This is a genomic window from Stygiolobus sp. CP859M (assembly GCF_037389975.1).
GTDB lineage: Archaea > Thermoproteota > Thermoprotei_A > Sulfolobales > Sulfolobaceae > Stygiolobus.
The window spans coordinates 1-24618 of record NZ_JBBHKS010000017.1 but is presented as its reverse complement, the minus strand read 5'-3'; the positions used below and the strand labels follow the sequence as shown (position 1 = coordinate 24618).

Below are 24618 nucleotides of genomic sequence, written 5' to 3'. Positions count from 1 at the left end.
AGCGTTATAGAGAGTAATATATGGTGATAATTACAGACGCGTCACTCTTTAGTAGAGCTTTGACTACAATAGACATTAAGAAAATAGAGAAGTATCTCGATAAAACTGAGCAAGTAGTTTACGTGGGCAAGGCTACGTCCGTCTCAGGTGACTTAATAAGATATGCTAGAGCCAAATATGTCGCGTCTCCTAACCATTTAGGTAATGGAAATAAGATAGAGGAGAGCAAAGAACAGAACGGTTCTTCAGTTTATAAATACTATAATGTGGCTCCTGGTTTAACATTTGAGGAATTATTAACTGAGTTAAAGCCTTCGGGCTTTGTACCCGTTCTTTTACCCTTCTACCTGAAGGGAACAGTAGGAGGGTTTATATCGAGTAATGGTTCAGGATTTGGTAGTTATAAGTTCGGTTTTGTCAGGGGTAAAAAGGAAGTACACAAGCTTGTTGGATCTAACGTAGCAACTATAATGACAGCTAAGTATCCAGAGGTCATAGAAGTAGATACGGAGACAGAATATGCGTGGAGTGCCGTAATTGTAGACGGTAGGGAAAGGTATTATTTGCCCTCATTTTACGCTAAATTTTTGGGTATAAGTAGAGGTGGTAACGTGGATTCCTATACTTTGCTTAGTGACTTTAGTTCTCAGATAGTAAGAAGTTTTAAGAGGGATTATTTCCCTCTAATCCTTTTATATCCTCCGATTTCCAGAAATAAGATCTTTTCGATCCCGAACTATGAGGAAGTTTTGACTTATATTATAAATTATAACTCGCCTGAGAAGTATTACGTAACTATAGGTAACGCAAAATTTTACGATCTGGAGAAGATCTCTGAATTCCTGCTGAAAAACAAAGATGTAAAACCTTTTCCCAGCCCAAGGGAATATACAACATTAGAATTAGCAATTCTAAGAGAGATTGGAAAGAAAGTAAAGACACCTAAGCAATACAGTAAAATATCCAAATTATACGTAGACTCGTTAAAGTGCATAAATTGTGGGTTATGTTTAGATGTTTGTTTAGCATATAAAATAACGGGTAACTTAGTCTTTTCTCCCATGGGTAGAATAGGTCGTCTTATATTTGAAGAGACTAGCTTCGAAACATGTTTCGGTTGTGCTAAAGACGAGGAGATATGTCCAGTGAATATCCCTATTAGTGAATTAATGACTGAAGGTGTAAACAAAGTATCACCAACTACTAAGCCTCCGATTGGGATATCTGACGTGACGGCTGACATAAGAGCACTTGAGAAGAAGTTAAATGAGAAGTATAGGAATAGACCTCTATTCTTCCTATTTGTGGGGTGTGCTGCTAAATATGATCCTATTGGTCTGAGAGGGTTCTTACAGTTTTTATTAGATAATGGAGATAAGCTCCCAGCACAATTCTCTCCTAGAGTTAGACTAATCTCTGGGAGGTGCTGTGGCTTCGATGATTATTTAGCAGGAGATGACGAAGGAGCAAGGAAGAAAGTTATATCAATTATTGAAGAAAAGAACAACAGTGGGGCTATAAACGTATACTTTATGTGTCCGGAGGGTTTGTACGTTTACAACAAGTTTTCTAACCAAAAGGGGATTTTAGCTTATGAGGTAATTAAGGATAAAGTCCAAGGAAAAATACATACCGGTTGTTGGGCTAAGAAATTAGGAATTAAAGGTGATGATGATGAGTGTGCGGGTTTGACTTTTACTACTTATCAGGGTTTTCCATTCCCTTACAACAAGAAGCAAGTAGCGACGATATGTCCTTTCTCGACGTGGAAGTTCGGAACTTTATCGGTATACGGTCAACTTTATAAAGAGAACGTAATTCAGCAGACCGAAGTCGCCGAGAATGCTGCTGATGCTGAGAAAGAAATCTTAGATTTAGCACTTGTTTCGATAAAAGATGCGTTAATCCAGTCAGTAGATGAAATTGCAGAAAAAGTCGGGCTATGGAGCCTAGGAGGAGAGCAGTACTTCATAACAATTACCTTCCCTATATTGTCAAAACACTTCAGTGACACTTATAAGAGCAACCTAAAGGCATCTGACAAAAAGGATTTAATCGTCAAGTATCTAAAATCCATAATAAACGACCCCATAATGTTAGAGAGTAAGCTGACTTTAGTTGTTGATTACCTTAAGAGCCAGAACTATGAAGATGTGGTTTCAGAAGCCCAGTCCAAGATAGCTACCTCACTAAGGCTAGAGTTCTCTATGGCAGATATAGCTAAGTCGGAGGAGATGAAAAAGGCTTTAAGGGAGATAATTAGAAGAGCAATATCTACTAGGACGTTAGAAAGGATATTTAAGGACGTATTATATTCTTGAAATAAGCTGTTTGGTAAAAGTTTTTAATCTTTACGGATTACATCATAAATCATGAAGGCGTTATTTAAAGGAGTTTTAATAACAATTGTAGTTTTAGTCTCAGTATTAGGTTTCCTTATGTTTGAAACACATAGCCTAGCGTCTAGCTCACAACAAACTACTTTAGAAGACCCACACTACATAGGTACAATCTATATATACAACCTTTCCGCATTAAGTAGCTTTGTTTCGGCTTATGGTTACAATGTGAGTAATCTCACTAACATATTCGGAGAAGGAGTAATTCACGTACTTGAATACAACAACACAAGAGGAGTACTAGGTTATATTCAAGTGGAAGGACCGGAAGCTTCCTTAATATTTTATTATATAAACTCGACTTTAACACAACATGGGTTCAAACAAGGCTCTTATAAGAACCTCATATACTATTACGCCAACAAAACTGCAATAGGTTTCGACGGTCATTACGTGTATTTTGCTCACGATAACATATCTGCGTCTGAAGCCGTAAATATGATAATTTCTCTGTATAACTCTCCTAAGGTTCTACCTTCCCCAATAAGCGGTTTAATATTCCAAGGATATGTAAAGAACACGAGTTTTGAAGGGTTTGCCAATGACCAGATGATAATACTAAAGGCTAATTCAACCTCTGCAAACTTCACAAAGCTTGAAAATCTATTCCATTTCTTCCTATTCGAAACCCATAACTATAGTTTTGAAGGAAATGTTATAATAAAGAACTCTACGGCAGTAGTTTATGAATTGACTGCACAGAAAGACAACGGACAGTCTGTATACGTCATAATAGGTATTGAAAAAGGAACTAATGGAGTGGATTATGGCGCTATGATAATTTCTCCTAAACAAATAAATTACACTGAAATCTTTAACTATCTGTGAAATACGATAATTTAACCTATCTTTTTTATATTCTTAAGTTCTTCATTTTATCAAGATTTACTAAAAGCTTTGTCATATTAACTATTGTATTTTCCGGTTTAATGGTGTTGTTTTACCTCAGTATAGGAAAAATAATATTTGTTACTTATCTATTTCCCCAACTAAAAATAAACGCCCTAGAATTTGTTACGTTCTTCTTAGTCTTTAATTTATTTTCCTCAATAGTCCAAAAGGCAGACTTTGACTTTTTACTGACCTCCCCAGTAAAGACTACAACATTAGCCCTTTTATATGTAGTAGGAAGCATGTTTACCGGGGGAGCTTACTTTATAGTTCTCAGTACTTACATGATTTTGCTCTATCCCCCTCCGTACTCATATATCGCTTTCACCTCTTTTTCAATTTTCGGAATAGCAGTTAGTTCTTTGACCTTAGCAAAAAATAAGTTCTATATAATCTTTGCGTTAGTTTTTCTAAGTTGGTTACCTTATTTTCACTTCTACTTTACACCAACAGCGTTAATATTTGGACACTTATTAAGCGGAATTCTAAGCTCCCTAATCCTTTCTGCACTCGTACTCTATTACTCCGTTAGGTATGCTGATTTACAACTATCTGGGTCTAAAGTTAGAACCAAAAGAAGCAGTCTCATTGACGGTAAACAATCTGTTCTTCGTATAATCTTGAATAATTATGAGTTCGTTTGGGGTTATGGTTCTACTTTTTCCGGGAGAAGGATATTCTTCTACATTATCCCTTACTATAAGGCGATAGGGATTTCAGTGCTTATCTCCTTAGTATATTTGTGTGTAGAAATAACTTTTCGTCCACCGTTTTACACGGGGATTATAGCACCTAATGTACTGATCGTGTCCTTTCTGTCTACTACCGGTCTTTATGCACTTTCACAAGAGAGACCTTGGCTAACCTTTACGTCTTTAGACCAGGGGAGAATAATAGCAGAAAAAATAATTATTAAGACTCTGCAAACTGCCGTCATCAGCAGTTTCCGATAAACCGTGAAATTTATATCATTTGGCATCATTCAACATTCCTAATCCTTTTAAGGCTATTAAGTAGGCTGAGGCTATATGCCTATCAAAACCCTTTTCCCTCATTACCCTTTCGTGATCCTCTGAGTTAGTAGTACCCTTAGGATTAACTAGAATAACGTCGAAACCTAACCTTAACGCTTTAATAACACCGTGAATTAACAACTGCTTCTTAGCAAAACGCGTCATCTTCCTATTACCGCTCTTACTCCTCGTAAATTTCTTCTTCTTAACTAAGAATAAGTCCTCAAAAACAACGTAATCAACACCAATCCTCGATAGGGAATTAAGAGACTCTGAAAGAGCATTCAAACGTAAAGCCTTTGCTTTCTCCTTAGGAAAACCGTGGGAAACAACCTCAGAATACCACCACGTCTTTTTAGCAACGACTTTACCATCCTTGTTAATCACAACAACGTTTAGTCTATCACTATTCAAATCAAAACCAGCAATTAAACCGTAACCATTGGGTTTTGGTGAAGAGAAGTGCTTTAAGTACAACCAGAGTGGGATTTGAAGGTGAATCATTGGATAATGCTTGAAACTTACTACAGCACCATAACCCTCCTCCTTCCTTCGAGATAATTCTTCTAATTCTTTAAGCAATGGCAAGTACTCCTTGCCGAAGTAAGCTTTTGCATAAATCCACTTACCCCAAGGGTCTTTAACTCTAACTTCCACGTGGTCTTCCAAAACGTGGAACTTAATATTTCTGTTCCCTTTATCGCTTTTATTCCCCCTACTACCGAACCAGAACTTCCTTATCCTTGCATGAATTATCTCACCCCTCTCTTCCTCCCTTTCTAACAAACCGTCAGTAATTGTCTTAGCTTGTTTTAAAGCGGTTTCAAGGTAAACGTAGTTTGGTAAGATGTTGTAAAACTCCTTAGTCAGTTCGTCAACACTCTTCCCGTCAAAGAGTGGTTTAATAGCACTCTTAACAACTTGTGAGTAGGCCCTAGCAATCCTAACAACTTTATCCTTGTCTTCAAAAACAACTTTACCGTTTATTGTGACGAATTGGAAGTTATCTAGAGCTTCCGTAGAACCAATTAGCTTACTCTTCATCATCTGGTAGGATAACAATTACTATCACCTTCTTTCCAACGATTTTACTAACCTTATCTCTCACACTTTTCGGCACGTTTATTGTATACCTCTGATCCCCGTACTTATCCCTACCGGCTGAGGATATGACACCGTGGAAAACAATCTGTTCCATATGCTTATAAGTAACCGCAAAGTTTATAAATTTTGTCGTTAACATTATCATGTAGAAGAGAACCCTACAATGAACCCGAGGATCAATGTGAGGGGGAGGATGGGTTCGATGAGGCTCCCCATGTCGTGGCTGGGAGTCCATACTCCCTAACCTAGGCGTGGGGAGCCGGACAAGGGGAATGAGGACGAGAGGTTGAATACAAATTCATGAAACCTCAATGAAAGTCCAACCCCTTCCTCTCACTTCCCTTTGTAATTGTAGACACTATACTAGGGAGATTTACAGTAGGCATGTCGCTTTTTGGTGGCGTAATGGCGGGGTACTTAGTCACAGCAATCCTTATGAGTAAACTAAACCCGATACAGTTCAGAGGTGAGGTTTACAACTACAAGGCTGGAAGCGGTATGATAGTGGTTATAATGGTTGATTATATAATTATAGCGCTGACAATTACAGCTGGTCTATTCTTGTTAACTAGCGTCTTGTTCTTGTTAACTTCAGTTTTTGTCCTCATTGTAGCTTCAATAAGAAAAAGTATGTGGGAAAAAATCAGCTTTAATCTTGTTGAGAAAGGTTTTCAGTAGTGATCTCCTCTAGTGGGACGAGATTTGTGTCATAGCCTCTGAAAAACCACCATAATGAAGCTACGGCACCCATTCCCCAAAGTGCAAGGTTAAGTAAGACGTAATCAGCTAACGGAATACTGCTCGTTAGATAAACTGATATTGCATAAGAAACTATTGGTATAGTCCTCACAAGACCTATCAGGAAAGCCCTATTTTCCGTAGGGAATAAAAGAGGTTCCAATATTGTCCTTGCTCCCCATGCAAACTCACTGAATAACATGTTTAGTGCTAATAGAATGTAAAACATTACTAGGTAAGCCCCAGTAATATTACTCGCTATCATAACTAGTGCGAGTATCGGTAACATAGTAACAGTACCTCCCATATAAGATAACATCACATAAAATCTAGTTCTTATCTTATCCACGATATATGATGCTAAGAAACCAGCTAATACAGTAGCTAGAGAAGCGACAAATATTATCGTGGATAGATAATATTGGTTGTTGGAGAAGTAATAATCTGCGATTGTATATGCCATCAGACCGAAAGTAAGGTACTGGGATACTCCTAAAATAACAAGGAACAAATATCTTGTTCTTAAAGGTATTTTATAGACTCTGTTATTGGTCATAGGAGTTACAGCGTCCTCTCCTTTGGTTAGTAGCAATTCGGCATTTTTCTCGGCTTCATTCACTTTACCTTTAGTTACGAGCCATCTTACGGACTCTGGTAACGAAAATCTCACGAAAGTCAAGACAACACTAACCAGTATCGCCGAAAATCCTAATACTTCCATTACAAACGTAGGAGAAGATATCTGTGAGAAGGCTATCAATGATAACGATGCAGCAACAGTTATTCCGATATTATCAAAATTAGGTATTAGAATCAACAGCTTTTCCCTCCACTTTAAGGGGAAGTTCTCAGCTGCGTAAGAAAGTCCAGTAGGTACTTCTCCCTCAACGCCTATATTTGCTAACAGAAGTCCCGCAAGCACTAAAGGTAAAAACGCAACACTGGAGGATATATAATAAGCGGCACCAGAGACAATAAGCGCACCAACCAAATAGAGTATTAAAGTAATGTAAAACGTCTTCTTTCTCCCAAGTACTTTGTCTGAGAGATAAGGTAGCAATAACGTTCCTATTAACGGATATAGAGCTGGTAATGCTATGTATATCGGGTTTCCCTTAGCTAGGCTATATGTTAAAGGTGCGATTGAAGTAATAAGTCCCCACATTAAATAGCCTAAGCTGAGGGAGATGAAAAGCTTCCAATGATTAATACCCCACTTTGCCTCGTCCACTTTTTCTGTTACTGTTGTCATTATGTAAAAATTTGAATTAAGTAAGTTATAAACTTACTTATAATATGATTATAAAAGGCTGATTAAATACCTCAAAACTTTGCATATCACGAAATAGGGAAACATTCCTTAACTTTCTGTATTAAATATTCTATTTCTTCTTTTTGTGGTTTGGGTACGAAATACCTCCAGCTCTCGTCATTAAGCGAGGGAAAAGCCATCACAATTTTTTTGACAGTCTCGCACTCTTCATTATTTCTCATGAGTTTCGAGTTGTCTTTCACGAACTGTTTAAGAAAACGCAATGCAGTTAGAGGTTTACCCATCCTAAGTAAGTTTTCAATTATGTCGATCGTTTGAACCACCAGTGTATAGATCCAATTACAACACCTATGATTAATGAAATTAACCCGTATAAAGAGGTCGAAGTTAGTGGTATCAGATTACTGAAAATACCGTAACCCATAAGGAGGATAGAAAATACTGAAAGGAGCAAATCAGTCGCTGTGACCTTGTTAACTACCTTCCTTTTGAAAAACGGGTAGACAGAGGAGATTATAACATGAGACGAGTATAATGTTATCAAACTGACTTCAGTAGTGTTAGTATACACCGAAACATAAGACTGTGAAACAGCCGCATACGTGTTTATTAACGTGAACATGATAGCTAGTATTGCTATTGAAACTACCATATCCCTTTTGACTAAAGTATACGTTAGCCTTGAAAGGGCTACATACGCGGCTGTAACCGAGCCTATTAAGCTATTAATCGTGAGGATGAAGAATATTAATGCGAATTTACTTCCCATAAACTCTTGAGCTATGTAAAAACCTGGGTATTGAGTCACTTGGAGTAAATTAGAGACACCAACGTTACTATATCCTACGGCGGCTATTTCAAAATAAGACGCGAAGACCACCGTTACAGCTGCAACCCAGTAGGCTATAATATAGGACTTACCTACGGTTTTTCCCCTACCTTTAGCTTCATATCCCAAGAAGAACGAGGCGCCTCCTCCAGCTAATGTAAATCCAACTGCTAAAGCCCCTGAGAAAAAGTCAGCAGGAGGAACGGTTAGTGATAGAGGAAGGGTTGATACCCCAGTAAGTAATAGGACTTTTATACCCAATATGAAAATTAACGCTACTTCAATGCTTGAAGTTATTAGTGCGTAGATCAGTGGTGGTCTTATACCCGTTAGTAGTAGAAGTGTTAAAAGCAGGGGAATCGCGATCTCAAAAATCGCCGGACTTACGTCAAATTCTGAGGGTATAACTATCCCAGCTAGATAGGTTGATGCTGAAGAGAGATATATACCGTAACTCAACCAATAGAGCCATCCGGCAATTCTCCCTAAGAGTTCACCTCCTCCACTCCTAGCGAAATCGTAAGTACCACCAGTAGTCGCTATGACCTTTGAGTAATTGTAACCAATCAGAACCCAAAGGAAGTAGATTAATGCCCCCATTATACCAGCTAAGAATGTTGAGGCTAAGGAACTCTGTAATGCGTACGTCAGGTAAGCCGAAACGGATCCAAGTGGGGCGATTGAACTGAGGGACTGAGCGTATATAAGCGAAGATCTAACTGATTCCTCCCTAGGCTCCAACTTCTTGGATAGATTAACCATACGTTTGCTTTAAATAAGGGACGTATTAATTTTTAATTATGGTTAACAAAGAAGAGGTTGAGACTCTAGAGAAAGCTAAAGAAGAACTTCAGGATATACTTTCTGATATAGAGGACTTATTAGAGAGAGCTTATAACGGAGAGGATCTGGACAAACGTGACCTAGACAATATATCGAAGAGGCTGGAAGATGTAAGAGATGATTTAAGAGAATTAAGTTGAAAATTCCAATTAAGCTTTAAAGCATAAAATGTAAAATTAAATATATGATAATCGATCCGATATTCCTCTTAAGAATAGTGTTTACAACGATTGGTACGGTGTTAATCGTGTTTGGGGGTATTCACTTGGTTTTCCACAAACTTAATTTACCGGGATTTGAAGGAAAATGGGCTATAAACTTATCCATGACCTTGATATCCTTAAGTATAGCGTTATATCTTCTGTCCTTTCTCGTTCTATAACACTTTTATTTTTACTACAGTTCAAATACCAATCTGGCGATTTTTTCCTCATACTTTTTAACCTCGTTATCAATCCTTTCTTCATAATCTTTAACATCAGCAAGGTTATTGTTCTTCACAAACCAGACGGGCAAAGTTACTTTACCGTCTAGATATTTACCAACGCTCTTGGGAACCCACACTTCCTTCCCTTTAATTACGAGAAGGTAAGCTTTATCGGTCTCCCCTTTGAGCTTTGTATCTAGTGAGATTACCTCGCCTCCTAGTCTCTCCTCTACCCTCCTTCTGATTTGTAGGGTCAAGAACTTCACAAGAGAGGTCTTATCTTCAAAATAATTCCCTGCGTATCTGTAAATTGTCATGTCATTAGTTTTGCAGATTTCGATCGTTTCTCCCTCGAACTCAGTACCCTTTATGCAATTAAGGTCTTCTAACGAATCTCCTTTCTTGACGAAATAATCTATAGATATGACTTTCCCGCTCCTCTTGTAAACTCTTTTTATTACCGCGTCATCCTTCTCGTCTAAAATCCCCTCAACGTACTTCAGCGATTTAAGCGAGTGCCATGCTTTTTCCTTGAGCTTAACTTGCCTCCATTTTCCACCGTCATAAGTGAAATAATACTCTTCCTCGTTTTTAGATATCTTTCCTATTCTTACGTTTATCGGCATAATTGCGATATACATCTTGGTTAGGAAGGCTTAAATTTGTAGATGCTCGCTTAAAAATTTGAATTCTCTTTTTTCTCACAGTAATTTTAAAATTCCCAGTAGATCTCACTATCGTGGACAAATACTTACTTGCACTCCTCGGAGAAGCGGGTGCTACGGGACTCGCGAAAGGCATATATAATGTCAGGAAGGAGGAGAGATTTAAACGTGCTTATGAGAATGAGATGTACCACTGGGAGTATTTCAAGAAGTATAGAAGAAGTATGTTGGAAAAGCCGGTTTTCTACCTCTTATACGTGGTAGGGGTCATTGCTGCTTTGCTTGGCTACAAGGCAATCCGTTACGTTGTGAATAAGGCAGAATCAGGTGCACTAGATTTTTATCTAAAGAACTTTGAACCCACGGGTGAGATAGGAAAGATAATTGAGGACGAGAAACACCATTTCTTACCCTAACCCTCTTTCTATAACTGCTGACATGCAATGTATCCCACCGAACCCTCCAGTTAGGTTTTCAACGTTAAATACAACGGAGTCGACACCCGAAATTTTCAAGTCATAAGGAGTAAGTATTTTCCCAGCATTCAGGGTCAGGAAATTAGTAGCGAACTTTTTAGCCTCATCCAAAGTTACGTAGTGTATATTAAACTCCTTCTCCTTGAGGTATGTTAGCATATCTAATCCCCTCCTCACTAATTTCCCTTCAGAATAAACTTCAACAGTACTATGTTGCAGTAGTTCTTTTACACCGACCACCAACTCACGTGATATTACGTTGAAATATGTGTCTAAATGGAAGAACTCTGTTGATATAGGTTCTTTCACTATTACTACTTCTTCACCGCTATTTATTAGTTCTTTAACCCCGTTCATATCGCTTCTGTTCCCCACTCCCACTAAATAAAAGTCCCCCATAGGGTAGAAGTCTCCTCCCTCTAAATATCCCTCCCTTACTTCGCCGTACTTAACAGAGATCGACTCCCAGAAAAGTTTCACCAGTTCCGTCTCAGCACTCCTCTGAGGTTTAGCCATCCTACCTATGACAACCCCGTTCTTTGTTGTTATTTGTTGATCCCTCATAAAGTATAGATTAGATAAGGGGTTTACCAACTCTACTCTTACCTCACCATTAGTCGAAATGAACTTAGGCCTAAGCACCAACAATTTCGCTAAAAACCAAGGATCTGCGTTGACCCCTACTACTCTCTTCAACTTTTCATAAAATTTCTCGTCTTTTAACGCTCTCCTAATAATGCTTCTCAATACTCTGAAAGTAGCCACGCCCTCAGATTTCAACGCGTCTATTAACTCTTCGTACTCTTTTCTAGCCTTAACGAAGTCAAATCTCCTCTTGAAGAGTGACTTTTCAGGCTCTAAAAGTCCGAAAAAGACTTCCAGCCCCGGCTTATGTAATGCCACTTTTTTTAAAGGATCCCATTCGGCTCTCGCATAAGCTCTCATACTATTTATTTTGCGTAAATAGGTTAATTACTTTGTACTGCGCGAAAAATTTTAGAGAAATAACGTTACTAAGCTTACTACAATCGCAATAGCTCCTAGCATGAAGTTGATCAGATATACTTTCCTAGTCTTGGCTACTTTCATTAATATCCCTATCACCAATATACCCGTTATTAGAGCCGTCACAACTGCTAATATCAGACCCTCTATACCGATGTAATGAACTGCGTAACTGACGTTATGCCTCGTGAATACGAGTGTGGTGAAGACAGCACCTAAAGCAGCTGGTATATAGGCTAAATACGAGTACTTGAACGCTTCCTCAGGTTTTATCCCTAATAAAAGCATTGTCGATACCGTCATTCCTGATCGGCTTACCCCCGGTAAGGCGGCTAACCCTTGAGCAAAGCCTATAATTACCATGTGTTTTAGAGACATCTCTCTGAGCTCTCTGGGCTTTATATTCTCTCTCGTAAACTTGATGTAGATGCCATCCAGTATTAGTATAACCCCTAGTACAAGCATCGGTATAGACGGGTTGTAAGCATTCTGTAATAACTTATCGGAGATGACATAAAGCGGTACGCCTACAATACCTGTTACTAGGGTTACTATTACGAGGAATTTAAGTAAGAATTTGTCCCTAAAAACAGCCATGACGTCTTTTCTGAAGTAGATCGATGCAGAGCCTATAGATCCCATTTCCATGAAGAGACCGAAGGTGTAAGCTACGGTTATTGCAAGTCCAATGAGGAAGTGAGAAGCTAGGAGTTCTTGCGTTTTACTACTTATGGGTAACCATTCGGAAATGCCTTGAACTATACCTAAAATTACGGATTTGATCGCGTCGATCATTTTAATCGCCAGTTAGAACAACGAGTTCTAACGATAGTGTCGTTATGTTGATATCGTAAAAAAGGTAAAGATAATAATAGTAATAGGGGTCCTACCACTTTAGGTAACGTTAGGTTAGTCTCAGAGATCAATAGTGGTATTAAAAATAACACAAAATAGGGGTGGTTAAAGTTCAGAGTTGGTAGTAAAACTGAGGTTACTACAATGTAATAATTTCTCATACGCTGTAGAGGTCTCACTTATCTAATAAAGTTCATGTACATAGTTTATATATAAAAAAGTAGGATACGGATAACTTTATAGGGAAATATAGTTTCAATAGTCGTATGAAAAAATATTGGGCTCTATTTATTTTATTTATAGCCCTTACATTGTACGTAAAAGCAGTCGGGGAACAAAATATCCCTCTAAACGTCGAGGTATTTAAACTGATAAATTATCACCAAATTTCATTTCTTAACCCTATAATGGTCTTATTATCTAAATACGGAAGGGAATACGTTTGGATTCCTGTAACAGCAATACTATTCGTTTTCAAGAAGACTAGAAAAATTGCAATAACTTTAGCTGGATCCTTTATACTCGCCATAATTCTCGGTGAGGCGAGCAAATATTTAGTATCACAACTGAGGCCATTTTATTATGTTTCCCCCGATTATCTATTAGTCAGTAAGCCTCACGATTTCAGCTACCCCTCAGGCCATGCGTTAATTGTAGGAGATGGGGCGATAGTCTTAGCTTTTACAGCTCCTAAATGGGTATGGGTTCCTCTATTAATTGAAGCTTTACTAGTATCCTATTCGAGGGTTTACGTAGGTGTCCATTGGCCCTTGGATGTGTTAGGAGGATGGCTATTAGGAGGATGGATAGCCCTATTCACGATTGATATGGAGAAGAGAGGAGTATTAAGGCCCTTTGAAAGGGCGCTAAAGGTTGAATGATAAGGGGGTTTAAGCTTCATTGAATTTTCATGAATTTGTATCCAATTCTCAGCTTGACAACGTGACGAGTACTCTGAATAAAACGGATAAAATAATTCTTTTTAGGAACTATTTTGATAATCCTACCTTAAGTGATATAGGTTTCTTCAACAATATTATTTTCAAATTCTTTAAATAAGCGACCCTACTTTATATTAATATTCTTGAAATTAACTAGATAAATCTATCAGTTTTCATACAACACAGTCGTTCTTTACTCTTCCATTCATCTCTCTCTAAATATTAACCTTAAAGCATTGTCTCTCATTATTTTTTCGCTTTTTGTCACTCTATAAGCTTCTTCAGCATATTCAGCCAGGTCTTGTTCAACATAAGATGGGAAATCGCTACCGTAGATTACCTTATCTTCTATCTCCATTAACCTAGGCAACACGTTCAAAAGGTTTTTAGGTGGTATTGAAGATATCTCTAGATAAGCATTGCTAAACATTCTAGCTAGGTAAAAAGCCGTTTGATACCATATAGGTCTACCCGCGTGTGCTATTATAAAGGTAATTCTGGAAAAGTCTTTCAGCACGTCATCCAATAGTATCGGGTCGCCATATTTGTTCCTCGCCCCTTCTCCTACACTAGTCCCGGTGTGGACGAGTATCGGTAAATCATGATCCTCAGCAAATTCGTAGATCCTTAATAACTTTATATTGCCTCCCTCTTCTTCTCTATAAGCATTAAGCTTAAACCATTTATGCACAGGATGAAGTTTTATCCCTACTATACCTAAATCATACTGTCTCCCTAACTCCTTTATGGGGTCTTCGCAAAAGTTAGGGTCTACTTCTCCCCACGTTGCGAAAAGGTCTGGGTTTTCCTTAATAATCCTAATATCGTCGTAGAAAGCGTCCCCGCATATTTCCGTGTGACAAGGATAAGAAGGAACTAGTATTATTTTTTCTATCTCTATACGCTCATTTCTTATATTAAACCTCGCACCTTTTGCCATTTCCGTCAGTCTTCTACAGTAATGTGGTGTCCCTAACTTCAACATCGCATAGTGAACGTGGACGTCAATGACTTTGATCAATACACATCTCCCTTATCCTCTTGATTACAGCATCTTTTTGAACTTCATTTGTGTTTTTGGCTACTATGAACTCCGAAGTCTCGTCAACAAGTCTCTTTAAGTCTTCTTCAGATATGGAACAAAGATTTTCTATCATTTCAGTACTTATCTCAATTCGTTCTGGGTTTTCTTCAATTAAATATCTGATGAAGTTCCTCACTAGGGCGTCTCTATAAAAAGGTTGATCAACCAACCTTTACACCCTTAAATCTGTAAAACAATTGCCTGGCAGCACTAATTCTTTGTATATCGTTAGTCCCTTCATACGTCTTCAGAATTTGTAAATCACGAAGGAGTCTTTCGAGACCCGTAGATACCGTTACGCCGTAACCTCCAAAAGCGGTCATCGCCCTTAAAACTACCCTCTCTGCAGCTTCTGTAGAGTGGAACTTAGCTAAAGACGCAGCAACTATATATTCATCCATCATCTCCTTTTGGTATAAGGTACCAGCCCAATATGTTAGAAGTCTTGAAGTCATTAGGTCTGAAAGCGATTCACTAACCTTTTGCTGAACCATCTGAAAATCTGCTATAGGTCTTTCAAAGGCTTTTCTTTGCAAGGAATACTCGACGAGTTTTTCAAACGCTGACTGGGCTATCCCTACAGCCTGAGCTGAGACTATAGTCCTAGCGTAATCAAAGGACTCTACTGCATATTTAAACCCCATTCCTTCTTCTCCTAACAGGTTCTCCGAAGGTACACTGACGTCCTCAAGAACGATTTCGGCGGTATGGGATGCTCTGAGACCCGTTGTTTCGATTCTACTCATAGTTTTTATTCCCCAATCTCTTTCCACTAGGAACATGCTAATCCCCTTCCACCTAGCTTTAGGATCTGGTGGTGACGTCCTTGCAGTGATAATTAGATAATCTGCTAAATCTCCATTAGTTATGAAGATTTTCCTACCGTTTAAGACGTAATGGTCGTTCACTTTTTTTGCTACCGATTTTATACCGGCTACGTCAGAACCGGCCTCAGGCTCAGTGTTAGCGAAGCCTCCAAGTTTCTTCCCGCTAGCTATCTCAGGCAGATACTTCCTTTTGACTTCCTCACTACCGTATTTTAGTACTGCTCTACCGAGCATCCAGTGGACTAGTAATAACGTGCTGAAAGAAGTCCAAATCCTTGAAATCTCCTCAGATGTGACAAGTAATGAGAGATAATCAGCTCCTTGTCCGCCATATTCTGATGGTATGTCGAGTCCGAAAAGTCCCATATCAGCCGCTTGTTTTTTAGCTTCTTCTGGGAAATCTTTCTCTTTTTCTCCTTTATCTACGTTAGGTAGCAAGAACTTCTCAGAAAACTCCCTTACACTCTGTCTGAGTAATTCATGGTCTTCTGTTATTCCTATTTGAATTTGGTCTAAAGACTTTAAAGGAAACATAATACTATTTTTCTCAAGGTTAAATTAATCTCTTTTGATTTGAGATGATGTAAATTTTTATATTGTAATGTATACCGAGAACTGAATTAAAAGTAGTATTTAGGTTACACCATCTTCTGCCCGAATCTCTCTGCAGTCATCACTGACCTTGTCTTCAGGTTCTCAGCGGTTCTGCAAGCTAACGCGTGAGCCTTTGTTTCCTTAATCTCAACGTTCTTCTTTCTCAAGTTAGTAGCATCTCCGGGAACACTAACGCTCCTTTCTTATTCTCTTGTTAGAGAATTAGAATAAACTCCCCAGTTTAATAAGAAAAATTCTAACTTATCATTCTCTCAATCACTTTTCTAACTCTGTCCTTAACTGCTGATATTTCAATTACTATTTCATCGCCTCCTAACTCTTCCATTGCAAAACTGAGAATCTCATCAAGTTGAAAGTAAACCCTCAACAACTTAATTAAGTATTCTAAGTTTCTCTGATACTGTAAAGTTTCACTCTCCATTTTGTCTCACCTGACTGACCAAGCAGTCCACTAGGGACTCTTTTGCTTCGGAGAGCATTTCAAACGCCTTAGGGTCGTAACTCTTAGCTATCTTCATAACCTCGTTGATGTGGTATAAAGCCTCCAAAAGCTCCAATAACTTATCACCTTAGAGCTGGACTTGCATAATTCTCAACCCCACGAGGCAATGTCTTCCTCTATTTGCATCATTTCATGCCTTGCCTTCTTTATCCTTTCCCTTAGCTCCTTCTTAATCATCTGCTCTAAAGTCTTCAAATGCCAGCATTTCTTTCCGAAGCTCCCAGCTTCACAACTGCAATTAGCTTTGACCACTTTCAGGCTTAACGGGTCTAAAATAATTCAGCTATAATGGGTTACGTCTCTTCTAGTCCTAGACCGAACATCTACGGAACAGCAGTTATGGGATTTTAACGTAACTTAAAGATTTTCATCAGCCCCGACGGTCCACCTAAATAACGTTCAACGAACCTGAGGAACGCCTCCACGCTCCTCAGGTTCAGCTCCCCTATCAGCTCCCTGACGACGTTGACCATGATGGTGAAGATCGTGAGGTAACCCTGAAGCCTCTCTCTCCTCCAGAACGAAGAGTCCTCCAGTCCAAGGGCCTTGACGTCCCTGTGGAGCTTCTCGATCTCCCACCTCATCCTCCATGCCTCCTCCATCTCCTCCTCGCTGAGCGAGAGATCGGTCGTGTAGAGGTACTTCACGTGTGTCCCGGAGTCACCTTTATATTCTTGGACTAACAATTTTACTGTAGTCACTCGGTCTCTCAGGGTCAGGTCGGCGTAGTAGACGCCGGGGGGTAGGTCTCCCACTCGGAGGTGTCCCTCCACCTCCTCGAGGGTCCCCCGGGCCGACTCGACCCTGAGGAGCCTCCGGTTGGACTTGAGCTCAGACACCACGTTGTCCGTCACGAGCTTCTCTGACCAGTACCACGAGTCGAAGACTACCTTGGACACGCGGAAGTACCCCTTGAGCACGTCCAACATCTCCTTGGCCATCTCGATCTTGGTCTTGAACTCGGTGACCATCCCCAAATCCAACATCTTCCTCACGGCGTAGGGGAAGGCTCCCACCATGAACGTCCTGCCCGTGGAGAGGTCTACTATGGCGACCGTGAGGAGTTGAACGCCCCTCTCGAACCTCCGGTGGGCGTGGCAGTAGATCCAGTAGTTCCCGTGGGGGCTCACGTCCTTTCCTCTGGAGTACTCCTTGTGGTCCACGGTGTCGTCTATGATTACTGCCACCTCACCCTTCACCAGTCCCGACAGGAACTTCAAGTAGTCCTTCCACGCGTCGTGGAGCTCTCCCAACGCCTCCAGCAGGTTCGCGTAGTCCAACCCGAACGTCTCAGCAGCATTCCTCACGCTGGCCCTCCCACCTAGCAGGACCATCAAGACGAGTGCTAACCTGACCTTCCTGCTCCTCCCGTTCCTCCTGATCACGCCCAGAACTTGGTTGACCGCCTTGACCAACTTCTCCTTAGCTAACTCGATTTGTCCTTTTCCGTTTGACATCTTTTCAGTATGAAGACGTCTAAAATTAAAAACTTCTCGCTAATACCGACTTCTTGGTATTACCTCCCTAAGATTCCCATAACTGCTGTTACCTTATCCACCCTCACTTTAAATATTTCCCTTGCCACTTCCTCAGCCCTCTTCATACTTGCCAAAACTGCCAAGACATGTACTCCACTCCTAACGCTAGTAACCATGAAGAAGGGTATTCCCTTAGTTTTTACATCCCTAACAATCCACACGTAATAGTACTGACCATTAATTAGCCTCACCTTAGTCTCATCAATAGCGTAAACACCACTCAATGGCACAGCGTACTTAACATAACTCAACCTCCTATGATAGTAAAGCAGAGTGGAATGGGGTAAAACTGTCCTCCAGGGGGATAACCCGGAAACGTAGTTAGCCAATGCAGAGGCTACGGTCTCCCTAGAGTAAAACCTAGGGCTAAGGTTAATATACTCCATTAAAATTAGTATAATTTGGGTGAGCACGGGAACCTTCCATCTAGTTTCCATGTGCTCACCTCCAAGTAATACCTCCCGTGCTCACCCTAAAAAAGTATTATCATCAACGTTCTCCTTATAAAGCACAAACAATTCAAATAATTCATTTTAGATTAACAAAATTGTTGTCCACACTCAATTATTCGTGAGAAAACTATTAAAACAGAAAATTTCTGAGTACTACTAACTCTTACAACAAGTTGATCCTTTATTCATTTACCATAATTTTTTATTTTTTAGTAATCCATATTATTTAATGATAAAAAGATTTGAAATAAGAAAAGATGGAATTGGTTTTTGTTATGAAGAGTCTTGGATTAATTTAACTGTCACAGATGAAGGTATAATAGTTGCCGAAGAAATTTCTTATGAAGTTCCTATAGGTTCTCAATTAAGTAAGATTAAGTAGGTCATAAAGAAAGGAACTGTGTATGTCCAAACGCCTTTCGGAGTTTCTGAACTTAAAGACTAGGGTATGATTGTAGAAAATATAAAGAGGATTAATGAGGAAGTTATAAAGAATCAAGAATAAAGAACTATACGAAAAAATCTTATCTCACTTAGGTTGAGGGAGGCATACCACCAGCGGGTGATGATGGAGGTGGTGGATAATATGTTGTTCTTGCTTCTCTAGTTATTGCCATAGTATCTTCCACTATTAAGAATATAGAGACTAGTAATACAAAGATCCCGGCTATTAGGTCTAAAATTCCTCCAACATATGCAGTATCTACTGCCCCGGCTATTATTCCCGGTAAACCAGAGGTGTTTGGTAGACCATTACTTAATATATTTCCTCCTACTATCATTTGGCCTACGCCGAAAATTAACAATGCTACGGCCAATATAATGTCTCTAATACTTTTCCCGAACTTTGATTTACTCATGAAGAGTCCTATCATTAACCCTATAGGTGCTATTATTCCAGCTACAATCCCTAAACTCGTGCCGAAATAGAAGACCCCCGTTAGAGCTAGTGGAACTCCATTTAATGAAGAGATACTGGTAGCACCGCCAAGTCCTATGTAAGTGAGAACTGCTGCAACTATCCCAAACACGTAAGCTATAATTCCGCTCACTGGTAGAGTACTGGTTTGTACCGGATATGGAGTGTAAGGAGTTGGTTGATAATACACAGTACTAGTTTGAGGTTGTGATCTCCCCATAATTACGGCTATTAATAGGAATACGCTACCTATTATTAATTCAACTCCTTCAGAAACGAAGGATGTATGAGGTATTATAAATAAGGCCACTGCAATTAATAGGAAATATAGGAATGCTAAAATCCCTAGAACGAAGGAGAAAGACCCAGAAAAGCTCCTTTTAATTCCTATAATAAGTACAAATATTGCAATTATTAAATAGATGGCCGATGCACCCACTAACGTTCCAAATACCCCACTATAGGGTCCAGCTCCCCTTGGGAAAGTAAATGGTGATATGAAAAATAGCATAAAGAATATTGCGAATAGTAGTATTTCTAGTCCAGTGAATATCCCGGCAATTAATGAGAGATATTTTCTGTTATAGTTAGTAAACTTATCCAGTGATGAAGGCCCTTGAGGATAAGGAGGTAGAGGATAATAGGGAGTTGGCTGTTGAGTTATTGGTGGCATCGGTTGTGGAGGTAGTGATTGTGGTGCTGGCTGAATAGGTGTGGGTGAAGGAGTTGTTGTGGATTGAGGAAACTGGTATCCACACTTTGCACAGAATAATGCATCATCAGGGTTTGGCGTACCGCATCTTGGACAATACTTAGTCATTTCAATCTAAACTTGTAGCTTAGGACATTAATAAACTTGACTGAATTGTTACTACCTTTAATTTCAGTTTACCAAGATTAATTGTATTTATAACCTTCTATTGTCTATTATATCAAAATTTTAAACGGAGATGTTAAGGGAATGTGAGTATTCCAATTTTTTCCGCAACCTTCTTTAACTTAGGATCTTAAGTTGCTAGCCTCGCTTTTTTCTCTGCGGACATGGTTATTTAAAGAGAATCATAAAAAGAAATCTTATATTTAAGTGAGTTCTTAAAGGCTTCCTTAATATAGCTCGAGGAATTAATGAGTTTAGTAGAATTTATGAGTTCATTTAACGCTTTATAAAGCTTTAGCTCAACCTCTTCATTCACAACTCTCTTTTTTACTGCAAGAGTTATTACATTCAACGCTTCTCTGTAGGCAATATCCAAGGTCAAAGAATTAGGAACTATATTAACCAACTTTTCCCAACCAGTACCTTTGAGCACTGAGACTGATGAAATGCTCCCGTCAATCACTGTCTCTTTATCTCCTCACCTCCCTTAAAGCGAAACCATCAGTCGAGACGTTTACAAATCTGAGAATCTCCACAGCCCTCCTTGCGTGCTCCTCCCTCTCTATCTCTCCAATATCTTTACAATAAACTCTCGAATCAACAAAATCCCAGTTAACATTGAGCTTCATCATCCTCTCCTTTAGTTCTTTAGGTATTTTTATTTACATAAAATAATCATACCTTAACGCGTTTTAAATGATTCACTAAGAGGTAAAGTAATAACGCTTAAAAAGAGAATATTATTGTTAACTTATTACGTTAAGAGTGTGGACTACATTTTCACTCATTTGAAATATTTACATTTATTATCACCCCCTTATCTAACAAATACACCCGGCAGTAAAGGATGTTATAGATAAGGAAATAGGTTGCGAACCACCTCTCGATCGTCTTTGCGTTAGAGTTGGAAGTGTTTGTCCATTAGTGAAAGCCTATGTTTGACACTCCTAAAACCTTGTTCCGCATAGTCCCTTTTTCCGAACGTTACCCTCTTGTGATTCACGTTAAGCCAAGTGAAATTGTATATTGAAGCACCATCGTGCAAGTATACTACCTCGTCCACCCTCTTGCTTACTAGCTAACTCCTCCATGCCCCTCATTGCAGTGAAAATTACTAGCACGTGAACACCACTCCTAGCACTCCTCACCATGAAGAAAGGCACAGCCCTAGTCTTAACAGTCCTAACACAAGTAATACTCCCCCTTAACACTCAAAACCTTAGTCTCATCAACAGTGTAAACCCCACTCAAAGAAACATACCTAACATAACCCAACCTCCTAAAATAGTACAAGAGTGTAGAATGTGGTAAACTAACCCTCCAAGAGGACAAACCACACAAGTATTCTGCCAACGCCTGCGCTACTTGCTCTCTAGTGTAAAACCTTGGCTTAACATTAATATACTCAAATAACAATTTCGGTGAGCACGAGAACTCTCCGCTTGATTCCCATGTGCTCACCAAGATAAAACCCCGTGCTCATCCTTAAATAGTATTACGCGAAAACTATTTCTTACAGAACGAGAAAAGATTGTTGAATAAAATTATATTAAATTAACAAAATTGTTGTCCACACTCAGGAAACCTATCGTTATTTCTCCAATACTATTACGCCCTGGTAGTATACTTACTTATGTTAATTATGGTGATCCTGGTTTATTTGAACAAAAGGAATTAATATAAGAAGAAGCTTAATATTCAAGTTATCTCCTTGAACTTTAATATATGCTTTAATATATGAAAATAGTACGTAAAATTTTCTTAAACGAAAAAATGTTTCGTATTAGAAATAGTAACCTATACCTTTAACTCTGAAGTTTAAATGCAAAGACCGTTCATATTAAGGAATCACAAATAATGTCAAATGTCACAAGAATTTTTAATAGAAATTGACATTGTTAAACAGAAAATACTTTAAAAGTGTAATAAGAGGTTCTTATAGTGGAAGTTAACGATCAGGAGAAAATTTCAAAAAGTTACGCTGGACTAAAGTCTTCAACGACTTTACCTTCAATTTAGACGAAAATTTAATCTACGGTATCACAGCTCCTAATGGTTACGGTAAGACCACATTATTGAAAATAAAAACCCGAACCAATGGTGAGAATGATGGGAGAGCCCTTATAGGGTTTTTAGGAGTTAGCTACACCTTCTCCATTAGTTCTAATAACCTCTCACCATGTTTATACCAAGAATACTCTTTTGCCGTTTCCCAAGCTGAATAGATCATCTTCCTTCTTAACATTTCGTCGCTTAAAACTTCATTTACTCTTTCAACGGCTTCCTCCACATCTCTCACAACAAATCCGTTTTCGTAATTTCTCACGAACTCTTTCCCGCCTAAACCATCATTTACAATCACTGGTGTCCCGTGAGCCAATGCTTCTAAAACCCCCATTCCCGGTCCTCTCTCGTTAAAACCGAAGCGTATAAATAGTGACGCTCTCTTGTAAAGGGAGTTCAGTTCATTCTCACTTATCTTACCGGTAACTAAAACCTCTGGGTATTTTCTTTTAAACTCTTCCATAGTGTCTTTTCTAGTCCAAGATCCAGCCATTACAACTTTTCCCTTAATTTTCCTTGCTAATTCACCGTAAAGTTCAGGTTTTCTACCAGCGTCCCACATTGATACGGCAAGGACAATCTCTTCCCTTTCTTGGTTTACATTCTCGTCAGGATAACAGCCTGGGTAGAGAACTTCAGATTCGATTCCGAACTCTTTGAGTGTCTCTGCATTCCATTTGGAGTTGGTCATAACAATTTTAGCCTTTCTTAAGACCTTCCACTCCATCGACCTCGGTAGGGAATACTTCAACCCCTTTAAAGGTAAAGATGTTTCATGTAAGTATAAAGCATAATCTTCACCGTACAATAGTTTTCTGAGGTAGCCTGAAATTCCAGCAAATTGATCGTGGTATAGGGCTTTACCCTTAACTAAACGTGCAGATTTCAGGATAAGGTCCAGATCTACTGTTGCCTCGTCTCCCCTTTGTGGAGCATAGAGCTTCGTTATTTTCCTGAAAAGAGGAGTTAAGAAGCCTTTCTCTCCCTTTCTCCTTAAATATGTTATGTTGACACCACTTAGGTTATAGTCATTAAAACTTTCTCTTAGTACCAAAAGTTTAGCCTTGGTTACTCTACTCTCCTCTACAGCTATCCTTGCAACTCCTCCGTTCCACAATACCCTGAGTACAATGGTGAAGAAACTCATGCGATTATAAATTTACTTGTAGTGAATAAAACATTTAAGATAAAAGCTCCTACATCCTCCTCGCCATAGTTGGCGAGATTTTAGGCCCCCTTAACCCATAATTTTCCTATTATATACTACTTCTAAATACTGAACGTAAGCACTGATTATAAATTTAATATCTTGTGTCTTTATTTTTTTTTTAACATCTCACGCGTATATATTATATTTCTGTTCCCTATCTATTCTTTAAATTTCCCAGATTTTATAAGTGGTTAATAATTAATCTTAAATATTTTTTAAAATTGAGACTGTTATAGTTATAAATTTTTAATATTTCCGAAAGTAAAGATCTGGTATATATTTGAACTATTCAATTTAAGCCCATTAGAGATGAAAAATTTTTAAGGAATCATAGAAGAGCAGAATATATTAGATTTAGATAGAATACATTTAGCAAGTAGTCAATCATCGCTCATTTATGATATCTTTTAATGAAAAACATTATTATCCATAATTGACGAGTATCATTCTACATCAAATCATCAGTTATTGATGCATAATGGCTAATAACAAATCATTTTCGTAGTACGAATTCTTTATCACAGGGGGTAAGGGGACGGAAAGCCTCGCCAAAGTGATAGACTCCCCTGTATTTAAATACTTCCTTTTGTGAGATTCTGTTAGTGATGCTAACGACGCTCGTCTTCAGGTCGATTGAGGGTTTAACGGAATTACAAGTTGGGCTAAACAATATGTCTTTCCTCTTAGGGGCTAAAACGTGATTCATGAAATCCCCTTTTCAAATGGAGAGCGGATCCCTGATCCACACGACTGCCCACCAAATGTAATCATAAATCGATGGTGGGAACTATGAACCTTGGGAGGGAATACAACAACCTACACCCATAAGGACAACTTGTTCGTTCTATAGTTTTTTACTTCAATTTTACAACCGCCCAGAATTAAGACGTTTACTTACCGCTGGCGTTCAGGGTTTCCTCTCTGAGGTTGGAGCACATTTCCAGCTATAAATCAGCAGTTATGGGAATCTTAGGGAGGTAATACCAAGAAGTCGGTATTAGCGAGAAGTTTTTAATTTTAGACGTCTTCATACTGAAAAGATGTCAAACGGAAAAGGACAAATCGAGTTAG

28 protein-coding genes and 2 pseudogenes are annotated in these 24618 nt (G+C 38.9%); 9 read left to right on the top strand and 21 right to left on the bottom strand.

The window, feature by feature from the left end; genetic code table 11:
• Positions 1 to 20 precede the first annotated feature (20 nt).
• The 3 genes from WIW72_RS07090 to WIW72_RS07080 all read left to right on the top strand — a co-directional run bounded on the left by WIW72_RS07090 (position 21) and on the right by WIW72_RS07080 (position 4243).
• Entirely contained in the window at positions 21 to 2321 is a 2301-nt protein-coding gene (locus WIW72_RS07090) for a hypothetical protein (RefSeq protein ID WP_337700432.1), read from the top strand.
• A 51-nt stretch (positions 2322 to 2372) separates the two neighbouring features.
• Entirely contained in the window at positions 2373 to 3227 is an 855-nt protein-coding gene (locus WIW72_RS07085; RefSeq protein WP_337700434.1) for a hypothetical protein, read from the top strand.
• 101 nt (positions 3228 to 3328) lie between these two features.
• A complete protein-coding gene (locus tag WIW72_RS07080) occupies positions 3329 to 4243 on the top strand; it encodes a hypothetical protein (protein WP_337700436.1) in 915 nt (304 codons plus the stop codon).
• 15 nt (positions 4244 to 4258) lie between these two features.
• On the opposite strand, the gene WIW72_RS07075 is transcribed toward WIW72_RS07080, so the two are convergent.
• The gene (locus tag WIW72_RS07075; RefSeq protein WP_337700542.1) at positions 4259 to 5350 is read right to left on the bottom strand and encodes a hypothetical protein; all 1092 of its coding nucleotides are present in this window, start codon (positions 5348 to 5350) and stop codon (positions 4259 to 4261) included.
• The gene (locus WIW72_RS07070) at positions 5337 to 5501 is read right to left on the bottom strand and encodes a hypothetical protein (protein WP_337700438.1); all 165 of its coding nucleotides are present in this window, start codon (positions 5499 to 5501) and stop codon (positions 5337 to 5339) included. The genes WIW72_RS07075 and WIW72_RS07070 overlap by 14 nt, the downstream gene beginning before the upstream one ends.
• Positions 5502 to 5791: 290 nt before the next feature.
• Between WIW72_RS07070 and WIW72_RS07065 the strand changes: the two genes are divergently transcribed.
• Positions 5792 to 6085, top strand: a complete 294-nt coding sequence (locus tag WIW72_RS07065) for a hypothetical protein (protein WP_337700440.1) — start codon at positions 5792 to 5794, stop codon at positions 6083 to 6085.
• On the opposite strand, the gene WIW72_RS07060 is transcribed toward WIW72_RS07065, so the two are convergent.
• The 3 genes from WIW72_RS07060 to WIW72_RS07050 form a co-directional block, all read right to left on the bottom strand.
• A complete protein-coding gene (locus WIW72_RS07060; protein ID WP_337700441.1) occupies positions 6057 to 7397 on the bottom strand; it encodes an MFS transporter in 1341 nt (446 codons plus the stop codon). The genes WIW72_RS07065 and WIW72_RS07060 overlap by 29 nt on opposite strands.
• Positions 7398 to 7483: 86 nt before the next feature.
• Positions 7484 to 7741, bottom strand: a complete 258-nt coding sequence (locus WIW72_RS07055; protein WP_337700443.1) for a hypothetical protein — start codon at positions 7739 to 7741, stop codon at positions 7484 to 7486.
• Entirely contained in the window at positions 7720 to 9009 is a 1290-nt protein-coding gene (locus WIW72_RS07050; protein ID WP_337700445.1) for an APC family permease, read from the bottom strand. Before WIW72_RS07050 ends, WIW72_RS07055 begins: the two co-directional genes overlap by 22 nt.
• Positions 9010 to 9047: 38 nt before the next feature.
• Between WIW72_RS07050 and WIW72_RS07045 the strand changes: the two genes are divergently transcribed.
• Together WIW72_RS07045 and WIW72_RS07040 are read left to right on the top strand one after the other, a co-directional pair.
• Complete coding sequence (locus tag WIW72_RS07045) at positions 9048 to 9230, top strand: hypothetical protein (RefSeq protein WP_337700447.1); 183 nt, start codon at positions 9048 to 9050, stop codon at positions 9228 to 9230.
• A gap of 44 nt (positions 9231 to 9274) precedes the next feature.
• A complete protein-coding gene (locus WIW72_RS07040) occupies positions 9275 to 9472 on the top strand; it encodes a hypothetical protein (RefSeq protein ID WP_337700449.1) in 198 nt (65 codons plus the stop codon).
• Between the two features lie 14 nt (positions 9473 to 9486).
• On the opposite strand, the gene WIW72_RS07035 is transcribed toward WIW72_RS07040, so the two are convergent.
• Entirely contained in the window at positions 9487 to 10143 is a 657-nt protein-coding gene (locus WIW72_RS07035; protein ID WP_337700451.1) for a hypothetical protein, read from the bottom strand.
• A gap of 113 nt (positions 10144 to 10256) precedes the next feature.
• Between WIW72_RS07035 and WIW72_RS07030 the strand changes: the two genes are divergently transcribed.
• Positions 10257 to 10598: a hypothetical protein gene (locus WIW72_RS07030; RefSeq protein ID WP_337700454.1), complete on the top strand. Its 342-nt coding sequence runs from the start codon at positions 10257 to 10259 to the stop codon at positions 10596 to 10598.
• Here WIW72_RS07030 and WIW72_RS07025 read toward each other — a convergent pair.
• Together WIW72_RS07025 and WIW72_RS07020 are read right to left on the bottom strand one after the other, a co-directional pair.
• A complete protein-coding gene (locus WIW72_RS07025) occupies positions 10590 to 11603 on the bottom strand; it encodes an arginine deiminase family protein (RefSeq protein ID WP_337700455.1) in 1014 nt (337 codons plus the stop codon). The genes WIW72_RS07030 and WIW72_RS07025 overlap by 9 nt on opposite strands.
• Before the next feature lie 51 nt (positions 11604 to 11654).
• A complete protein-coding gene (locus WIW72_RS07020; protein WP_337700457.1) occupies positions 11655 to 12458 on the bottom strand; it encodes an undecaprenyl-diphosphate phosphatase in 804 nt (267 codons plus the stop codon).
• A gap of 326 nt (positions 12459 to 12784) precedes the next feature.
• Between WIW72_RS07020 and sepP the strand changes: the two genes are divergently transcribed.
• Positions 12785 to 13399 (top strand): undecaprenyl-diphosphatase SepP, encoded by a 615-nt coding sequence (gene sepP / locus WIW72_RS07015; protein ID WP_337700459.1) that lies wholly within the window; start codon positions 12785 to 12787, stop codon positions 13397 to 13399.
• Between the two features lie 265 nt (positions 13400 to 13664).
• On the opposite strand, the gene WIW72_RS07010 is transcribed toward sepP, so the two are convergent.
• From WIW72_RS07010 to WIW72_RS06975, 8 genes and pseudogenes are all read right to left on the bottom strand, one after another.
• Positions 13665 to 14480, bottom strand: coding sequence for an amidohydrolase family protein (locus WIW72_RS07010; RefSeq protein ID WP_443294904.1), 816 nt, complete (start codon positions 14478 to 14480; stop codon positions 13665 to 13667).
• The gene (locus WIW72_RS07005) at positions 14464 to 14712 is read right to left on the bottom strand and encodes a hypothetical protein (protein WP_337700461.1); all 249 of its coding nucleotides are present in this window, start codon (positions 14710 to 14712) and stop codon (positions 14464 to 14466) included. The genes WIW72_RS07010 and WIW72_RS07005 overlap by 17 nt, the downstream gene beginning before the upstream one ends.
• Positions 14705 to 15907, bottom strand: coding sequence for an acyl-CoA dehydrogenase family protein (locus tag WIW72_RS07000; protein ID WP_337700546.1), 1203 nt, complete (start codon positions 15905 to 15907; stop codon positions 14705 to 14707). Before WIW72_RS07000 ends, WIW72_RS07005 begins: the two co-directional genes overlap by 8 nt.
• Before the next feature lie 313 nt (positions 15908 to 16220).
• Complete coding sequence (locus WIW72_RS06995) at positions 16221 to 16406, bottom strand: hypothetical protein (RefSeq protein WP_337700462.1); 186 nt, start codon at positions 16404 to 16406, stop codon at positions 16221 to 16223.
• The gene (locus WIW72_RS06990) at positions 16396 to 16542 is read right to left on the bottom strand and encodes a hypothetical protein (RefSeq protein WP_337700464.1); all 147 of its coding nucleotides are present in this window, start codon (positions 16540 to 16542) and stop codon (positions 16396 to 16398) included. Before WIW72_RS06990 ends, WIW72_RS06995 begins: the two co-directional genes overlap by 11 nt.
• 35 nt (positions 16543 to 16577) lie before the next feature.
• A complete protein-coding gene (locus WIW72_RS06985; RefSeq protein WP_337721341.1) occupies positions 16578 to 16745 on the bottom strand; it encodes an SWIM zinc finger family protein in 168 nt (55 codons plus the stop codon).
• Positions 16746 to 16834: 89 nt separating this feature from the next.
• Complete coding sequence (locus WIW72_RS06980) at positions 16835 to 17944, bottom strand: transposase (protein WP_337721334.1); 1110 nt, start codon at positions 17942 to 17944, stop codon at positions 16835 to 16837.
• An 80-nt stretch (positions 17945 to 18024) separates the two neighbouring features.
• A pseudogene (locus tag WIW72_RS06975) lies at positions 18025 to 18462 on the bottom strand (IS6 family transposase); the annotation flags it as partial.
• A 244-nt stretch (positions 18463 to 18706) separates the two neighbouring features.
• Between WIW72_RS06975 and WIW72_RS06970 the strand changes: the two are divergent.
• Positions 18707 to 18859, top strand: coding sequence for a hypothetical protein (locus WIW72_RS06970; RefSeq protein WP_337721333.1), 153 nt, complete (start codon positions 18707 to 18709; stop codon positions 18857 to 18859).
• Between the two features lie 151 nt (positions 18860 to 19010).
• On the opposite strand, the gene WIW72_RS06965 is transcribed toward WIW72_RS06970, so the two are convergent.
• The 5 genes and pseudogenes from WIW72_RS06965 to WIW72_RS06945 all read right to left on the bottom strand — a co-directional run bounded on the left by WIW72_RS06965 (position 19011) and on the right by WIW72_RS06945 (position 23484).
• A complete protein-coding gene (locus WIW72_RS06965; protein ID WP_337721332.1) occupies positions 19011 to 20216 on the bottom strand; it encodes a zinc ribbon domain-containing protein in 1206 nt (401 codons plus the stop codon).
• Positions 20217 to 20445: 229 nt separating this feature from the next.
• The gene (locus WIW72_RS06960; RefSeq protein ID WP_337698985.1) at positions 20446 to 20736 is read right to left on the bottom strand and encodes a hypothetical protein; all 291 of its coding nucleotides are present in this window, start codon (positions 20734 to 20736) and stop codon (positions 20446 to 20448) included.
• A gap of 7 nt (positions 20737 to 20743) precedes the next feature.
• Positions 20744 to 20902, bottom strand: a complete 159-nt coding sequence (locus WIW72_RS06955) for a VapB-type antitoxin (RefSeq protein WP_337698983.1) — start codon at positions 20900 to 20902, stop codon at positions 20744 to 20746.
• A gap of 151 nt (positions 20903 to 21053) precedes the next feature.
• Positions 21054 to 21740, bottom strand: a pseudogene (locus WIW72_RS06950) (IS6 family transposase).
• A gap of 676 nt (positions 21741 to 22416) precedes the next feature.
• Complete coding sequence (locus WIW72_RS06945) at positions 22417 to 23484, bottom strand: glycosyltransferase family 4 protein (RefSeq protein ID WP_337698981.1); 1068 nt, start codon at positions 23482 to 23484, stop codon at positions 22417 to 22419.
• Positions 23485 to 24618 lie beyond the last annotated feature (1134 nt).

Coding starts and splice junctions, on each gene's coding strand:
- WIW72_RS07090 (WP_337700432.1), top strand. CDS start 21: ATGGTGATAATTACAGACGCGTCACTCTTTAGTAGAGCTTTGACTACA.
- WIW72_RS07075 (WP_337700542.1), bottom strand. CDS start 5,350: ATGATGAAGAGTAAGCTAATTGGTTCTACGGAAGCTCTAGATAACTTC.
- WIW72_RS07060 (WP_337700441.1), bottom strand. CDS start 7,397: ATGACAACAGTAACAGAAAAAGTGGACGAGGCAAAGTGGGGTATTAAT.
- WIW72_RS07065 (WP_337700440.1), top strand. CDS start 5,792: ATGTCGCTTTTTGGTGGCGTAATGGCGGGGTACTTAGTCACAGCAATC.
- WIW72_RS07025 (WP_337700455.1), bottom strand. CDS start 11,603: ATGAGAGCTTATGCGAGAGCCGAATGGGATCCTTTAAAAAAAGTGGCA.
- WIW72_RS07050 (WP_337700445.1), bottom strand. CDS start 9,009: ATGGTTAATCTATCCAAGAAGTTGGAGCCTAGGGAGGAATCAGTTAGA.
- WIW72_RS06965 (WP_337721332.1), bottom strand. CDS start 20,216: ATGACTAAGTATTGTCCAAGATGCGGTACGCCAAACCCTGATGATGCA.
- WIW72_RS06955 (WP_337698983.1), bottom strand. CDS start 20,902: ATGAAGCTCAATGTTAACTGGGATTTTGTTGATTCGAGAGTTTATTGT.
- WIW72_RS06995 (WP_337700462.1), bottom strand. CDS start 16,406: ATGGAGAGTGAAACTTTACAGTATCAGAGAAACTTAGAATACTTAATT.
- WIW72_RS07040 (WP_337700449.1), top strand. CDS start 9,275: ATGATAATCGATCCGATATTCCTCTTAAGAATAGTGTTTACAACGATT.
- WIW72_RS07045 (WP_337700447.1), top strand. CDS start 9,048: ATGGTTAACAAAGAAGAGGTTGAGACTCTAGAGAAAGCTAAAGAAGAA.
- WIW72_RS06980 (WP_337721334.1), bottom strand. CDS start 17,944: ATGTCAAACGGAAAAGGACAAATCGAGTTAGCTAAGGAGAAGTTGGTC.
- WIW72_RS07085 (WP_337700434.1), top strand. CDS start 2,373: ATGAAGGCGTTATTTAAAGGAGTTTTAATAACAATTGTAGTTTTAGTC.
- WIW72_RS06945 (WP_337698981.1), bottom strand. CDS start 23,484: ATGAGTTTCTTCACCATTGTACTCAGGGTATTGTGGAACGGAGGAGTT.
- sepP (WP_337700459.1), top strand. CDS start 12,785: ATGAAAAAATATTGGGCTCTATTTATTTTATTTATAGCCCTTACATTG.
- WIW72_RS07070 (WP_337700438.1), bottom strand. CDS start 5,501: ATGGAACAGATTGTTTTCCACGGTGTCATATCCTCAGCCGGTAGGGAT.
- WIW72_RS07035 (WP_337700451.1), bottom strand. CDS start 10,143: ATGCCGATAAACGTAAGAATAGGAAAGATATCTAAAAACGAGGAAGAG.
- WIW72_RS07080 (WP_337700436.1), top strand. CDS start 3,329: ATGGTGTTGTTTTACCTCAGTATAGGAAAAATAATATTTGTTACTTAT.
- WIW72_RS06970 (WP_337721333.1), top strand. CDS start 18,707: ATGATAAAAAGATTTGAAATAAGAAAAGATGGAATTGGTTTTTGTTAT.
- WIW72_RS07020 (WP_337700457.1), bottom strand. CDS start 12,458: ATGATCGACGCGATCAAATCCGTAATTTTAGGTATAGTTCAAGGCATT.